The sequence below is a fragment of the Mucilaginibacter ginkgonis genome (assembly GCF_009754905.2).
In the GTDB taxonomy this organism is placed as follows: domain Bacteria; phylum Bacteroidota; class Bacteroidia; order Sphingobacteriales; family Sphingobacteriaceae; genus Mucilaginibacter; species Mucilaginibacter ginkgonis.
In genome coordinates this window covers 698,070-713,294 of record NZ_CP066775.1, presented here as the reverse complement: position 1 = coordinate 713,294, position 15,225 = coordinate 698,070, and the positions used below count along the sequence as shown (strand labels likewise).

At 46.4% G+C, this 15,225-nt stretch carries 12 protein-coding genes; 3 read left to right on the top strand and 9 right to left on the bottom strand.

All coding sequences use genetic code 11. The features are described 5' to 3' along the window. The first annotated feature begins 5 nt into the window (after positions 1–5). From GO620_RS03225 to GO620_RS03215, 3 genes are read left to right on the top strand one after another with little or no spacing between them, the layout of a single operon-like run. Complete coding sequence (locus tag GO620_RS03225; RefSeq protein WP_157526304.1) at positions 6–1,298, top strand: glycosyltransferase family 4 protein; 1,293 nt, start codon at positions 6–8, stop codon at positions 1,296–1,298. Beyond that, on the top strand, positions 1,299–1,856 hold the full coding sequence (locus tag GO620_RS03220; RefSeq protein ID WP_157526303.1) for a D-glycero-alpha-D-manno-heptose-1,7-bisphosphate 7-phosphatase: 558 nt from the start codon (positions 1,299–1,301) through the stop codon (positions 1,854–1,856). Then, positions 1,849–2,982 carry a glycosyltransferase family 9 protein gene (locus GO620_RS03215; RefSeq protein ID WP_157526302.1) on the top strand — a complete coding sequence of 378 codons (1,134 nt, stop codon included), beginning with the start codon at positions 1,849–1,851 and terminating at the stop codon, positions 2,980–2,982. The genes GO620_RS03220 and GO620_RS03215 overlap by 8 nt, the downstream gene beginning before the upstream one ends. On the opposite strand, the gene GO620_RS03210 is transcribed toward GO620_RS03215, so the two are convergent. The 9 genes from GO620_RS03210 to GO620_RS03170 form a co-directional block, all read right to left on the bottom strand. Beyond that, positions 2,909–3,901: a glycosyltransferase family 9 protein gene (locus GO620_RS03210; protein WP_157526301.1), complete on the bottom strand. Its 993-nt coding sequence runs from the start codon at positions 3,899–3,901 to the stop codon at positions 2,909–2,911. The genes GO620_RS03215 and GO620_RS03210 overlap by 74 nt on opposite strands. Further along, positions 3,898–4,857: a glycosyltransferase family 2 protein gene (locus tag GO620_RS03205; protein ID WP_157526300.1), complete on the bottom strand. Its 960-nt coding sequence runs from the start codon at positions 4,855–4,857 to the stop codon at positions 3,898–3,900. The genes GO620_RS03210 and GO620_RS03205 overlap by 4 nt, the downstream gene beginning before the upstream one ends. Next, positions 4,769–6,574: a carbamoyltransferase family protein gene (locus GO620_RS03200; protein ID WP_157526299.1), complete on the bottom strand. Its 1,806-nt coding sequence runs from the start codon at positions 6,572–6,574 to the stop codon at positions 4,769–4,771. Before GO620_RS03200 ends, GO620_RS03205 begins: the two co-directional genes overlap by 89 nt. Before the next feature lie 198 nt (positions 6,575–6,772). Further along, positions 6,773–7,210, bottom strand: coding sequence for a hypothetical protein (locus GO620_RS03195; protein WP_157526298.1), 438 nt, complete (start codon positions 7,208–7,210; stop codon positions 6,773–6,775). 1 nt (position 7,211) lies between these two features. Next, positions 7,212–7,487, bottom strand: coding sequence for a hypothetical protein (locus tag GO620_RS03190; RefSeq protein WP_157526297.1), 276 nt, complete (start codon positions 7,485–7,487; stop codon positions 7,212–7,214). A 181-nt stretch (positions 7,488–7,668) separates the two neighbouring features. Next, the gene (locus tag GO620_RS03185) at positions 7,669–8,253 is read right to left on the bottom strand and encodes a GIN domain-containing protein (RefSeq protein WP_157526296.1); all 585 of its coding nucleotides are present in this window, start codon (positions 8,251–8,253) and stop codon (positions 7,669–7,671) included. 626 nt (positions 8,254–8,879) lie between these two features. After that, entirely contained in the window at positions 8,880–10,124 is a 1,245-nt protein-coding gene (locus tag GO620_RS03180) for a multiheme c-type cytochrome (RefSeq protein ID WP_157526295.1), read from the bottom strand. A 67-nt stretch (positions 10,125–10,191) separates the two neighbouring features. Then, the gene (locus tag GO620_RS03175; RefSeq protein ID WP_157526294.1) at positions 10,192–11,712 is read right to left on the bottom strand and encodes a RagB/SusD family nutrient uptake outer membrane protein; all 1,521 of its coding nucleotides are present in this window, start codon (positions 11,710–11,712) and stop codon (positions 10,192–10,194) included. An 18-nt stretch (positions 11,713–11,730) separates the two neighbouring features. Beyond that, positions 11,731–15,153, bottom strand: a complete 3,423-nt coding sequence (locus tag GO620_RS03170; RefSeq protein WP_198173595.1) for a TonB-dependent receptor — start codon at positions 15,151–15,153, stop codon at positions 11,731–11,733. Positions 15,154–15,225: the final 72 nt, after the last annotated feature.

Below are 15,225 nucleotides of genomic sequence, written 5' to 3'. Positions count from 1 at the left end.
ATATCATGAAAAATAACCCGATAAGAATTGCTTTAATAAGTGAACATGCTTCGCCGTTAGCAGACCTTGGCGGTGTAGATACCGGCGGCCAAAACGTTTATGTGGCTCAATTGGCTAAAGAACTTGCCGAGCAAGGCCATTACATTGATGTTTACACGCGTAAAGAAAGCGCTCAAAATGCCGAGGTTGTGGATTGGCTGCCGCATGTAAGAGTAATACACGTTAAGGCAGGGCCTGCGGCTGTTATCGCTAAGGAAAACATTCTGCAATACATGGACGACTTTAGAGATAACATGCAGCAGTTCATACTAAACGAGGGTTTACAATATGATCTTTGCCATGCCAATTTCTTTATGTCGGGGCTGGTGGCATCGGGTTTAAAAAACGCTTTAGGCATTCCATTCGTGATCACATTCCATGCTTTGGGCCACATTCGCAAGCTGCATCAAAAAGATCAGGACAAGTTTCCGGTTGAACGGCTGGCAATCGAGAAAATGCTATGCCGCGAAGCGGACATGATCATTGCAGAATGCCCGCAAGACAAAGAAGATCTGATGAACCACTGTAGCGCCGAAGAGGAGAAGATTGCAGTTGCGCCATGCGGATACAGCCATACAGAATTTTACCCTGTAAATAAAGCACTGGCCCGCAAAATGCTCAATATCAAGCCCGAAGATAAAATCATATTGCAATTGGGCCGCATGGTAGAGCGCAAGGGCATTGATAACGTAATCCAGGCCGTAGCATTGTCTAATCAAGGGTCGGCGGAAAAAATCAAATTGGTTATTGTTGGCGGAGACCAGGATGATATGTCATCATCCAATTGCCCGGAATACGCAAGGTTGCTGAACCTGGCTAAGTCTTTAGGCGTAGCCGACGAAGTGATTTTTGCAGGAAAGAAAACCCGCAAAGACTTAAAATATTATTACGCGGCCGCGGATATTTTTATCACAACGCCCTGGTATGAGCCTTTTGGCATTACTCCTTTAGAAGCTATGGCTTGCGGTACGCCGGTTATCGGGGCAAACGTAGGAGGAATTAAATATTCTGTTGCCGACGGCGTAACAGGCGCGCTGGTACCGCCTAAAGATCCTGCAAAGCTTTCACAAAAGATTAACGAACTCATAACTAGCGACGTCTTGCTCGAACAGTTAGGGACAAATGCTTTAGCGCACGTGAAAACACATTTCACCTGGAAAAAGGTTGCTTCATTAATGCATGATGTTTACAGATCTGTTTTGTTGGCGGCGGGAAATAATGTTGCCGAAACAGATCTTAAAGACACGGCTGCCGCGTAAATGAATAAGGCACTTTTTTTAGATAAGGATGGCACGCTAATACCCGATATCCCATACAATGTGGACCCTGCGCAAATCACTTTGAACGTAGAGACAATAGAAGGCCTGCAAACACTTTCTGCAAATGGCTATAAACTTATAGTTGTGTCAAATCAATCGGGCATTGCACGCGGCTATTTCTCAGTTGAAGATTTTCAACCCGTGATAAGAAAAATACGTGATCTTTTCAAAGAACAGGATTTGGAATTGACCGCTTTTTATTTCTGTCCACATCACCCCGAAGGCACTGTAGAAGGTTTTAGTATACAATGCGATTGCCGCAAACCACAGCCGGGCATGTTATTACAAGCTGCCGCGGAACACGACATAGACCTCACCAAAAGCTGGATGATAGGCGACATTTTAAATGATGTAGAAGCCGGCAACCGTGCAGGATGCAAAACTGTTTTAATAGATAATGGCAATGAAACGGAGTGGATTGCCGGGCCGTATCGCGTGCCAACGTACACTTGCAAAACAATAAACCAGGCGGCCGGCTTTATAGAGCAATATGTTTGATTGGAGCGGTGTAAAAAATATTCTGGTCATCAGGCCGGATAACATGGGCGACCTGATTATGAGCGGGCCGGCACTTCGCCAACTAAAACAGCGACTCAACGCCCGTGTTACGGTGCTTACCTCGTCGATGGCGAAAGCGATTGCCGATTTTATGCCCGAGATAGACGATGTGATCATCTTTGATGTGCCCTGGGTTAAAACCGAAAAAGAGACAGGTGCTGATGATTTAGCAGCTTTAGTTGCTGAATTAAAAGAGCGGAACTTCGACGCCGCGGTGATGTTTACGGTATACAGCCAAAATCCGCTTCCTTCGGCTATGATAGCTTACCATGCAGGTATAAAACGGGTGTTAGGCTACTGCCGCGAAAACCCGTACGGACTGATCTCTGACTGGGTACCGGAAGAAGAGCCGTATCAACTTATTCGTCACCAGGTAGCGCGCGATCTGCACTTGGTTAGCCATGTCTGTGAGAGAATTGATGATACCAATCTTGCGTTAGAAGTAGATGACTTACTTTGGCCAGAAATAGAAACCAAATTGAGCGCTATAGGCTTGAATACAGGTCGTCCCTGGCTAATGCTGCACGCCAGTGTAAGTGAATCAAAACGACGTTTACCTGAGGACATTTGGATCGGGACAGGAAAGCGTCTTACATCATTGGGTTATCAATTGCTGTTAACCGGAACGCAAAGTGAAAAGGCTTTAACAAGCAGACTGGCATCAGGGATTGGCGAAAACTGTTTCAACGGTGCGGGCCTCTTCCCCATCAGCCAGTTGATTACCCTGATCGATCACGCACCTGTACTGTTGTCGGTAAATACAGGCGTAGTACACATCGCGGCGGCAGTAAGCACTCCTGTGGTTGTTCTGTATGCACAAACCAATCCGCAGCATACGCCCTGGCAAAGTCCTTATACTGTGATAGAATTCCCTGTCGACCCGGCTTTAAAAAGCAGGAACAAGGTCATCAGATATGTTGACAACACGGTGTATGCACAGCCGGCAAAAATGCCATCGGCTGCTGAGATCGCAGATGCCGTAACACAGCTACTTAAACTACCTGCTGAAGCAGATCAACTGTCTCACGGAACACCAAGTGAAAATCGGGATGCTGAAGCCAATTAACCGTCCGGTGCGTGTAATGATCTAAAGGCCCCCAACGCTGGGGTTCGCCATCCATACTGATCACAACACTTGGCGTTTTAAAGGCCGCCGCTATATGCGACACGCCGGTACAATTAGATATTAGTGCCGCTGCATCTTTAATCAAAGCAGCCACAGCGCCAAGTGATGTTGTGCCTGCTGTGTTGATGGGCTCGCTTTTCATTTGGCCGGCAACTTTTTCCGTAATTTCTATTTCATCGCGTGTACCTGTAATTACAATCCTGTAACCCTGGTCTGCACAGAAATCGCCCAAGGCGGCAAAATATGCCGTTGGCCATTGGCGCCAGCTACCGCGCGATCCCGGATGTATGCACACATACTTTTGCGGCTCTATCGGCAAATTCAGTTTCTCTACCTCTGCTATATCAGATCCGGACAAAGGAAATTCCAAATCGATGCCTTGTGTTTCAATACCCAAATATTCCATCAAATGTAAATGGCGCTCAATTTCAGAACCTTCATCCGGGTAATCTATGAACAGCCCATTATCAGGGGCGTAATGCCCTTCGGTTTTGAATCCCGATAAAAACTTAGCGCTAAATTGTTCGAGCATGGGATTAACCAGCGATCCGTTGCCCTGCATCTGAAGTAAGAGATCGAACTTTTCGCTCAGCATTTCGCCTGCAAAAAGGTGAAAGGCAGCCGGGTCAAAGCCTTGCTCGGGCAAACCCGGATAGCCGGGAAAACTGATAAAGCCGTCGAAATATTCGTTAAATCTTTCGGTAAAAGTTTTTGCCCACGGTAACCCGATGAGATATATCCGCGACTGCGGGTAGGCACGCCTAAGGGCGCGTACGGCCGGAATCGCGCACAGCATATCGCCTAATTGTAAGGCGCGGAAGATGCCGATCTTTTGAACTTCTTTAGTGCTTAAAATCATGGTAATATCGTACGGTATTTAATAGCGCCATACCATTGCCAGTACAGCGACAAATGGGGGATCAGCATAGAGGTATAAACCATTTCTAAAATATGCGCCGGTTTTAAACTTGTTTGCTTTAAACGTTTAACTACTAAAAATGTGGTAAGCAATAACCATATTATACCACCAAAAATTTCTGTACGTGGCATACCTATTACCCATCCCGTAAGAAAAGTCACCAATGCTATCAGGATGCCGTAATATAAATATGGCGGCTTTGGTTGTATCCTTTCCCGATAGATCTTAGGGAATTTCTTATAAAGTAAAGCATTAAAAAGTGTTTTCTTCTGCTCGTCTATACTTGTGCCCCATTTGGCAGCTCTTACGGGATGTACGACAATGGCATTGTCGACCTTAGTAATGGGAATATTTTGCTGCAGTAATTTAAACTCAAGGTCGCTATCCTCCCGCCAGGCCATGCTAAACCTTTCGTCAAAACCGCCGCAGGCTATTAGCGCAGCTTTTGTACAAGCGCAATTAGCCGTCACAAAGTCTGCAGTTTCTAAGCCTGCAGTATTTAATTCATAATCTGTAGGCCTTTCAAACCGAGGCACTATTACCCGGCCTGTGAATGCTTGTGGCTTTGACACATCTGCCCTTCCAAGCAAGTGATTCAGCCAATTTTCGTTAGGCAGGGTATCATCATCGGTAAACGCGATCAGCGGTGCCCTGGCGTTTAACCAACCAAAATTGCGGGCGGCGGCAGGCCCGCGCTTCTCGGCTAAAGATAAATACCTGAAGCGATTGCCGTCTTCGAATTCAACTACAACGTCGGCGCTAATTTCGTCGGGGCCGTCACTTACAACAATAACCTCAAAGCAATCCTTATTCAACAACTGCTGCTGCAAAGCCTTCAGGCACTTTCTCAGCAAGGCCTGTCGTTGATAGGTTGCTATTACTACGCTGATCTGCATTCTTTTCAATTAAAAATGATCCGATAATCAAAGCATCAAATGGCGAACTCCAAAAACACTCTATTGCATCGCGCGGAGTGCAAACTATTGGTTTGCCAAGGGTATTAAAGGATGTATTAATTAGCACCGGCACGCCCGTGCGGCGATAAAAGGCCTGCAGCAAATCGTGATAACGCTTGTTTTGCAGTGCATTAACGGTTTGAATGCGTGCGGTGCCGTCGGTATGCCTTACCGCGGGTATACGGCCTGCCTTATCGGCTTTAACATTGTTTACAAAAAGCATAAAAGGCGAGAACTCCGCATCGTCAAACCACTCAGAAGCTTTTTCTTCTAACACAACCGGCGCCACAGGTCTAAAATCTTCACGGTCTTTTACCTCATTTAAGCGCGCCTGCATTTCAGGGCTTATCGGCGATGCCAGGATAGAGCGGTCGCCCAAGGCACGCGGACCAAACTCCATGCGGCCCTGGTACCAGCCAATTATTTTATCCTGTGCCAAAAGTTCCGCGGTCTCTTCGGCCACGTTATCCAGGCGGCGGTATGGCTGCTTGCACCATTTCATGAATTTCTCTATCTCATTATCGCTGTACTCAGGCCCCCAGTAAGCGTGGTTCATCACAAAATCGCGCTTGCTGCTTTTACGCTGCTGCGCATCGATGTAGAGCGCAGCCCCGAGGGCCGTACCATCGTCGCCTGAAGCCGGCTGCACCCAAACATTTTTAAACTGCTTACTATCGCGGATGCGGGCATTCGCAACGCAGTTAAGGGCTACACCTCCTGCCATGCACAGGTTTTCCACACCGGTTTCTGATCGCAGCCAGGCGGTCAACTCCAGTAAAGTTTCCTCCAGGACTACCTGCAGCGAATGCGCGATGTTAAAGTGATGCGCATTGAATTCTTCGTGCCGCAAACGCTGCGGGCCAAAACGCTCTGCAAGCCGCTGATCAGTGATCGTAAACTGACCGTTTGCCTGCAATTGGATCATCTCCCTGAAATCCTTTACAAAATCATTATTGCCATAAGATGCAAGCGCCATAACCTTGTACTCGTCTGAAGAGTGCAGAAAGCCCAGATGGGTAGTGATCTGCTCGTAAAGCAAGCCGAGCGAATGCGGCAAATTAACCTGCCCTATCCGGTTTAGCTGCTGCCCGTTACCGATATTGTAAGTAGTGGTAGCAACTTCGCCGCGCCCGTCAACCGTCATTACCGCGGCATCATCAAACGGCGAACAATTGAACGCGCTGGCCGCGTGCGCTATATGATGTTCAACGTAGTGCCATTGACCGGGTTGTATGTTGGCACCTATAAATCTTTTTTGCAGATGGTGCGGGTAACCATCATTGAGTTGCTGCCTGGCGTTTACGATGGAAGACAAAAACAACGGATCCCAGGGATTTAACCATGCCGACGGTTTCCCGCCGGCCAAACTCTCAAACGGGATCTCAATAGTGCTCTTGCCGCGATACTCCTCGCCTATTAGTAAGTACGGGTCGAAGGAATACGCCACGTGATCTACATCGTTGATATGAATGTCTGCAATCTTAAGGCAATAGTCAATTGCATGAAAAGGCAGCTCCCAGGTTGAAAATGGCACAGGCCTTTTACCGTGCTTAAAATGCGTAAACCGCTCTTCTTCCGCGGCGGCAATTAAAATTCCGTCTTTAATTAAACATGCCGCCGAATCGTGAAATACAGCGTTGATCCCGAGTGTGTACATTATGAATGGTGTTTATTGAACACTTATAACAACAGCTACAAGCGCTCGGCGTTTAGCCCGATACTTTTCCAAAATGCAGCAGACAGCCACAAAATTTACATAAACGCCTGTTTATCAATAGCAAACGTGGACACAGGTGTCGCGGTTCAAACATTTTAGGGTAGTTTACACGACGCATTGCCGTATAAATCCGCACCGTCATCGCAAAGCCTGCATCACCTTTGCTGCTACCATACCACCAATAGTGTACCATGCAACGGTAAGTACCTTTGTTTCTAAGGTTTTGGTAACCGGAGCATCACTAAGGCCCATTGGTTTAGGTAGCGTGATGGCGCCAATACCGGCACAAAGGCCGTGCGCGACACCGTGATATAACAGGTACTTCTTTTTGCCCAGGCCGATAGCGGAATAATAAAAGGCATTGCTTACCAGATCTGACGCTAATGTAGCTGCAAATAAGGCATCACCTTTAGGCGGCTCCACGCAAACGCTTTCTAATCCTTTTGATAACGCTTCTTCGCCAACAAGGTCTACCCTCGGTGCGTCGTGGTCAAATTGTTTCGCTACCTGGTGAATAACATTGAGCGCCACCGCGCCTGCAATGCCGCCAATGATAGTGCTTGCCAGTTTGTTCATGTTATGAGTTGGTTTCGATAGGGTTAGCAGGGCCCTCCGGCGAATCATCCCGGTTGCTTTCATCTGACTGGTAATCGTCTACATTGGGTTCGTCCAGGTCATCACCGGCTTGTATTTCGTGCAGATCATCCGCGTCTTCAACTTCATCCGGATTGTTTGCTGTACCGCCGTTTTCTTTTAGCTGATCTAAAGAAAGATTGGTGGTACCTGCCAAATCTTGCTGATCATTGCTTTGGGCATCTGATGCCGTCTGCTGGTTTTGTTCTTCAGGTAACATACAATAAGTTTTCAAGTAGCAACATCACAGTAAGCGGACAGTTTTTAAACCGCTTGCTTTAGGTATTTACCACATTGCTTTTAAGTTAAAGGTGCAAACGCCCCGGAGATGTGAAAACTGAAGCAAACAAAAAAGCCATCCTGATTTTGCAGGATGGCTTCTCTATTGCGTGTGTGAAAGATTACATATCTGTAATTCGCGTATCTGCGACCATTGTGAACGACGGTTTATTGTCATACAGGTGAGTTGCAACAAACGCGGTGCTGTTAACGGTAGAACTTAAATCGCGGTTCAATACCATTTGTTGTGCTGTACCTTTGATGTTTGCCTTTGCACTGTCTTTAACGGTTAGCGTGGCTGCAAATGTTTCTAAATTTAAATTAGCTTGAGCACGGTTATGCAGCTCTACATTAAATTCAATTTTAGATAGGTTGCCGAAAGAATTAACAGTGGCATTGTCATAAGCAGTAATTGAACGCAGGTCTGTAGCGCTTACCCAAACAACCAATTTCTCATTGTTGTAAGACGTGATGCGCAGTAAACCATTCTTATTTTGTACCAATGCGTTTTCTGCATAGTACTTATTGTACACTTTGATCTGGTCTGATGTAGCGTCAGAAACGTAAAGGTCTACGTTGCCGCGCACTTCAATTTTATTGATGGCACCAGTTTCCTTTAAAACGGTTGACGCATTGTTACCGAATGCGGTAGAAGTAGAAATTAATGCAATTAATACTGTGATGATGGTTAAAAATTTACTTTTCATTTTGTTATAAATTATTGTGACACATTTTGGTCGTACGCCTTGTACGGCCTCAAAATGGTACAGGATCGGCATGGTATTTAATCAATTTTGAACGTGTTGAAACCCTGTCCTTTTTGATGGTGCAAAGGTAAGTACAGTATTCAAGAGATTTTTCATCTTAGTGTAATTTATACACTATCAAAATCGTTTAGAACCCGTCAAAAATCCATTCGGTAAAACGTATGCTATCAATAATTTACAACGATGCTAAACTCATCTGTGGTTAAAAAAGACAGGGGTGGCCGTCGCCAGGGGGGCACGCGATTATTAAAGAGGGTGCTTTTTATAATAATCTTATATTCAGGTACTTAACAAAACAGCCGTGTGAGTTTAAGCGCTAAAAATAACTTAAACGCCATAAATCCTAATTAATCGCCATAGCATCGCCACCCCCATCGCCATGACCGTTCTTCGGCCCAAGACCAAGAAACTACCAGGGAAATGACAACGGCATAGTGCAGCAATATGGCATAAAAAAAGCGCTGCGGCTCTCACCCCGCAACGCTATGTCATCAATTAAATGATAACTCAACTAAAAAATCAGATCTTATGTTACCTGATCTTGCCAAGGGCGCTCTCACCCGCCCTTAGTTCCCTTGTTTATATTGTTTACTTAGGTAAGCAATTACTTTATCTGTCTCCTGCGGATAAACCGCAATGTGGTGTGTACGCACCATATAAGGCACAACCTTTTTACCGCCCGACGCCTCGACAGCGATCACGTTTGATGGCTTTTGCGGCATGTGGCAATCGATGCAATTTTTGCCGAGGATCCCCTCATTTACAAGCCTGCCGTTGAATTTGTGCTGCACATCTTTATGACAAGCCATGCACCGTTGCGAATAGACAAGCGTATTGCCGATGTCATTTTTATGGGCATCGTGGCAGCTGCTGCAATCCATATTGCTCTTTAAGAAGCATTGGCTGGTACGCAGTAACCCATCCTGGTTGCCGTGCACGTCAAGCGTTGCAGGGTTAAGATCCTGTTTCAAGAAGTTAGGCTCTTTAAAATTTTCCAGTTTATCGCCCATTTTGAACCTGAAAGCTGTTACCTGGAAAACATCCTTACCTCCCGAATGGCATACCCCACAGGCATCCATCTTTTGTGAGCGGGTTAGCGCCGCGAACTTAACGATGTACTTTGCCTGCTTCTCCTGCGGAAACTGCGTGTGATAATTCACGTGGTTGGCAGCAGGGCCGTGGCAGCGTTCGCAATCGATACCGTTGATGAGCGATTCCTTGTCAAAATCTACCTCGCGCCTTTGCATATCTTCGGCTGTTTTAGGCAATTCTTTAATATATGAGCTGTGGCATTCAAAACAGCGGCGGGTTATCGGCCTGTCAAACTCGGCATGGTCTGTGGCATACCCCGGGCTGTTGGTCCAGCGGTGTACATTGTTAAAGTACGAAACAGGTAACTGAAACAACCGGTTGCCCCGCCACGACAGGTATGTTTGCGCCTTTGTCCGGCCAAAAACGATGTCGAACCTATGCGCTTGTTGTAATTTTCCGTTAAAATAAGCAGCCTGGTAAAACCCACTGTCGCGTTTCTCCATCACTACCTGCAGCTGCTTATTAAACCGGAATGTATTGTTTCCCGGTAAGAAATCGCCGTTAATACTTTGAGCCGTTGCCGGTGCGGTTGACATATAGTGTGCCGTATGCACGTAATTGTTGTAGATGTCTTTATGGCAATTGATGCACTTATGCGAACCTGCAAAAACCTGGTCGCGCGGATCGGGCTTTTCCTTATCAGGCGGTAAGCATTGCGTAAGCACCGCGGCCAATGGCAATAACAATAATATAAATATGCAGATGCGTTTGCCGTTCATTAACTTCTAAGCGCCTTTTCAAATTAAGCTATGCAGCGCATTGCTGCATAGCTTAACCGGCACCTGATCAATAACCAGGGTTTTGTTTTATTTGTGTGCCGTTTAATGTTTCTGTTAACGGTATCGGCAATATTTCATTCACGCCGGCTTTAAAGCCTTTAAAAGCTAAAACGGTTGGGGCCTGGCCTGTGCGTACCAGGTCGAACCAGCGATGACCTTCTGTAGCTAACTCCAGTCTGCGCTCATTATAAATATTAGCCAGTGTAGCCGCTACAGGTGCCAGTTTAACACGTGCACGTACAGCGCTTAGCAATGCTAAAGCTCTTGCCGCGTCGCCGCCACCATTAACCAAAGCTTCTGCTTCCATCAGATAGGTATCTGCCAAACGGATCTCAATGTAATCGTTAGGCCAGTTCAGATCTGTAAGGCCGGTGGTAACAATATTCTTTAACAGCGGCGCATACTTTTGAATGTAGTAACCGCTGCCCTGGTAGCTTTGGTCATAGCTGCCGCCGGTTGCTTTGGTTAAGCTGTCGATGTTGGCAATGGTGTAACCGTAACGCGGGTCGCCTTTCATTGCGGTTACCAATTGCGGGGTTATTGGGCAAAAACCATAACCACCACCATAATAGATCGGGCCTTTGTAGTTACGCGGGCCAACCATTTGTACGTAGATGTTAGACTTGAATTGGTCCCAGTTGTTCCAGGTATAGCTTTGCGCGCCTGAGTGAACTAACTCGAATATAGACTCGCTGTTAAACTTGTTTGTCGGGTCGAATATCGCACCGAAATTTGCCTGTAAATGATAACCGTAGCCGCTGGTGCCGCCCGGTGTGCCGTTCACTTGCGCCAAAGTTGAAGCAGCTTGTGTCCATTTTTTCTCGTACAAATAAACTTTACCTAACAAGGCAATTGCCGCGCCCTTGGTAACACGGCCATTTTCTGTAGCTGATACCGTTGTCGGTAAACCATTGATCGCGTCTGTCAGATCTTTTTCTATCTGCGCGTACACCGCTTCGGGTGTTGCCTGCGGCTGTTTGTACACATCTGCAGTTTGCAGCGGGGTTAAGATCAACGGCACGTTTTTAAATAACCTCACCAGGTCGAAATAATAGTGTGCACGCAAAAATTGCCCTTCGGCGGTGTAACGTTTCAGCAGATCTGCACTTAGTCCGGGCACCTGCGGTAATTTTGCAAGCAGCACGTCTGCACGGTTTACGCCCTGGAAGTTGATACCCCAGAAGCCACCCTGCGGGCCCAATGCCGGTGTCATGGTGTAATTGTTTATTGCCTGCCATTGTGGTACGTCTGACGAGCTGCCACCACCAGCGAATGTATCATCAGATGCTGAGTTCAACGGGCCAAGCGGGTCAGAGTAGGTGTTGTCTATACCACCTGTTTCTGTAACCAGCGGGTCATAAGCGGCAACAACGGCGGTAAGCGCCTCTGCCGGATTTGAGTAATAGTTAGACTCCAGGAACTCGCCCTGTGGCTGTAGCTCGAGGAAAGATTTTTTACAAGATGAAACACTAATGCCTATGGCTCCTAAAATGCCAAAGGCAGTATATTTTATATATTTTCTGTTCATTTTCTTAGGTCTTAATTATTATAAAGTGATGTCCATACCAACCATAAACGTGCGCGACTGCGGGTAGATACCCATGTCTATACCACCCTGAATTTCGGGATCGTAACCTTTGTATTTGGTGATGGTTGCCAGGTTGTTGCTGCTCACAAACACGCGCACTTTGTTCACGTCAATTTTATTAAGGAACGCCTTTGGCAAGGTGTAACCAAATTGCAGCGTTTTAATACGGAAGTATGCACCGCTTTGTAAGTAGAAGTTTGACGGGTTACGGAAGTTGCTGTTAGGATCGGCGTCTGTTAAGCGCGGATAATTGCTTTGCGGGTTGCTTGCTGTCCATGAATTAAGCGCTTCGATAGGATAGTTTGCAGCTACAAGGTCTAAACGGCGGTAAGCCTGGTAAATTTTATTACCCCAAACTCCCTGGCCAAATAACCTCATGTCGAAGTTTTTATAGCTGCCGTTAAAGTTGAAGCCATAAGTAAATGTTGGCAGCGGGTTACCCAAAAATTTACGGTCGCTCGCGTCAATTTTACCGTCGCCGTTTATATCGGTCCATTTAAAATCTCCCGGTTTAGCGTTAGGCTGAATCAATCCGCCATTCGCGTTGGTGTACCCGTTTATCTCTGCCTGAGAATGGAACACGCCCTGGTTTTCGAAACCATAGAACGCGCCAACCGGCTGACCTACCGCTGTACGGCCGATCTCGTAGTTGGCATTTTGTACAGAGCCGACTGTTAAGAAGTTGATCTGTGTACCCAGGTAGGTAACACGGTTACGGTTGTATGAAATGTTACCGTTCATAGAGTAGCTAAACTCGCCTATCTTGTTGCGGTAGCCCAGGTCTAACTCTATTCCTTTGTTTTCCATATCGCCGATGTTGGCATACGGCTGGCCTGCAAAACCCGCGTAAGCCGGCAATTGCACAGCTTGCAGCATGCCTTTGGTAAGCTTGCGATAGATATCAACTGTAACTGTCAGATTGTTTAATAAGGTAGCGTCGATACCGATATCGGCAGTGCGTGTTTCTTCCCATTTCAAGTCGGGGTTTGATGGCGCGTTAGGGCTGTAACCAATGATGAGGTTATCCTGGCCGAAAACATAGTTACGGCCGCTGCCGATGGTTGAGGTGAACTGGAATGGCGATAAAGACATTTCGTTACCTACCACGCCGTACGAACCACGGATCTTCAGGAAGTCAACAAAAGTATCTTTCGGAAAAAAGTTTTCGCGGGTGATCACATAACCCACCTCTGCAGAAGGGAATACACCAAATACGTTATTACTGCCGAATTTTGATGAACCATCGCGACGGATGATACCTGTAAACAGGAACTTTTGGTCGTAATCGTAAGTTAACCTTGCAAAGGTTGATGCCAGTCTGTATGGCTGGTTGTCAAAACCGTTGGCGATTTTATTGGCGTTGGCCAATGTAAAGTTTGGCGATGCCTGCGCGAAGGTATTAATCGGTTCGCCAATAAATGTACCGCCAATACCCGATGCACTCTCCTGCTGCGCACTTTGACCAATTAACGCGGTAAAGTTGTGCAAGCCAAAGCTGCGGGTATAAGTAATGGTATTATCTATATTCCAGGTAAAGTTCCTGTTATTGGCTTCGTATTGCGACGTGTTTGACAGGTTGGTAGAGTTTGCGTTGAGATAGTATAGCGGCGTAAATGAATTGCTGCCATAGTAAGCCTGCTTGGCGCTGATCTGCGACCTGATCTTTAAACCTGCAACCGGCGACACTTCAACAAACGCGTTGCCTAACAAGTTGGTGGCATAATTATAGTTGCCTTGCTGTGTTGCAGCATAAGCAAACGGGTTGGTTATCTCGTTCGCTACATAGTTTGATATGCCATACGGTAACCCTGCGCCATTACGCTGTATCAACGAAGCGTTGTTATTATAGGTAGAAGCATTAGGCTGTGCGTTGATATCGCTTACAACAACCGGCGTTATCGGGTCGAGGTTAAGGGCAGAACTTAACGGGCCGCCAAACACGCTATTGGTGTTGAAGTTATTTTGGCTGCGGGTATAGGTATAGGTAAAGTTCTCACCTATGGTCAGCCATTTTTTTACTTTATAACTGGTGTTAGTAGTAAAGTTGAATTTCTTGTAATTAGAAATTTCGGGCATTACGATCCCCTGCTGATCAAGGTAACCGAAGGAGGTATAGTAGCTGGCATTATCATTAGCGCCGCTGATACTTAAATTATGGTTTTGTATACGTGCGCTGTTGCTGAAGATCTGGTCTTGCCAGTTGGTGCCTACACCATACTGCGAAGGGTTTGCAAATAGCGCCGCGTTACCATCATTAGTTAAAGCCTGGTTGCGTAGAGTCGCGTATTGTGTCGCGTTCGCCAGTTTAACTTTGCTTACGGGGCCCTGCCAGCCGATGTATCCGTTATAGGCTAACTTTGCCGGGCCCTTAGCACCTTTTTTTGTTGTAACGATTACCACACCGTTCGACGCGCGCGAACCGTAAATAGCAGCAGACGCGTCTTTCAATACGTCGATAGATTCAACATCGTTAGGGTTGATATTGTCTATACCACCATTGTCTACAACAACACCATCTATAACATAAAGCGGGTCGCTGTTATTGATCGATGTTACACCACGTACACGCACAGTTGGCGTAGAACCCGGGGCGCCTGAACTTTGCACCACGGTAACGCCGGATGTACGGCCTTTTAAGGCGTCATCGATACGGGTTAATTGCTGGTCTTGCAGGTCCGACGAGCGTACACTGCTGATTGCGCCTGTAACAGCGCTTTTCTTTTGTGTACCGTAACCAACAACAACCACCTCGTTAAGCGACCTTACGTTGGCGGTTAAGGTAACGTTGATGGTTGTTTGTGCACCTACTACAACTTCTTTGGGGTTATAGCCAAGGAAGCTGATCACCAACGTAGCATCAGGGCCGCTCACGTTTAAGCTATAGCTGCCGTCAACACCGGCGCTTACACCGTTTGTGGTACCTTTTTCAACAATGGTAGCACCAATTACAGGCTGCCCGCTTTCATCTGTCACCTTACCGGTTACGGTAATGGCCGCGTTTAAAAAAGCCGGGGCGCTTGATGTTGTAACAGTACTGTTCGTCGCTGTTGGGGCATCGGCAGGCATCTTCTCTAAGATCACCCTGTCTTTCAAAACAGAATAATTTATGTTATTGGCTTTCAGCACCTGGTCTAACACGTCGCCAAGCTGGCGGCCCTGCACATTTACAGACACGCGTTTATTCACGTCTATCACATTAGCGCTGTAAATAAACTTTACGTTGTCTGTTTTTTGCAGGTATGTGATAATATCAAGCAGGGTAACATTCTGCAGCGATATAGTAACCGGTTTGGTTAAGATATTCTGCGCCATAAGCGGGCTTGCAAATGTTGCCGTGCTTATTACTGCTGCTATTAATATTTGACTAACTGTTATCTTCATTACTTTACTCCACGGGCAAGCCCATGGTAAACGATATTTCATATATTTGTTATGTTTCTTTGTTAAAAATGA

Coding starts and splice junctions, on each gene's coding strand:
- GO620_RS03190 (WP_157526297.1), bottom strand. CDS start 7,487: ATGTTACCTGAAGAACAAAACCAGCAGACGGCATCAGATGCCCAAAGC.
- GO620_RS03195 (WP_157526298.1), bottom strand. CDS start 7,210: ATGAACAAACTGGCAAGCACTATCATTGGCGGCATTGCAGGCGCGGTG.
- GO620_RS03205 (WP_157526300.1), bottom strand. CDS start 4,857: ATGCAGATCAGCGTAGTAATAGCAACCTATCAACGACAGGCCTTGCTG.
- GO620_RS03175 (WP_157526294.1), bottom strand. CDS start 11,712: ATGAACAGAAAATATATAAAATATACTGCCTTTGGCATTTTAGGAGCC.
- GO620_RS03210 (WP_157526301.1), bottom strand. CDS start 3,901: ATGATTTTAAGCACTAAAGAAGTTCAAAAGATCGGCATCTTCCGCGCC.
- GO620_RS03215 (WP_157526302.1), top strand. CDS start 1,849: ATGTTTGATTGGAGCGGTGTAAAAAATATTCTGGTCATCAGGCCGGAT.
- GO620_RS03185 (WP_157526296.1), bottom strand. CDS start 8,253: ATGAAAAGTAAATTTTTAACCATCATCACAGTATTAATTGCATTAATT.
- GO620_RS03170 (WP_198173595.1), bottom strand. CDS start 15,153: ATGAAGATAACAGTTAGTCAAATATTAATAGCAGCAGTAATAAGCACG.
- GO620_RS03225 (WP_157526304.1), top strand. CDS start 6: ATGAAAAATAACCCGATAAGAATTGCTTTAATAAGTGAACATGCTTCG.
- GO620_RS03200 (WP_157526299.1), bottom strand. CDS start 6,574: ATGTACACACTCGGGATCAACGCTGTATTTCACGATTCGGCGGCATGT.
- GO620_RS03180 (WP_157526295.1), bottom strand. CDS start 10,124: ATGAACGGCAAACGCATCTGCATATTTATATTATTGTTATTGCCATTG.
- GO620_RS03220 (WP_157526303.1), top strand. CDS start 1,299: ATGAATAAGGCACTTTTTTTAGATAAGGATGGCACGCTAATACCCGAT.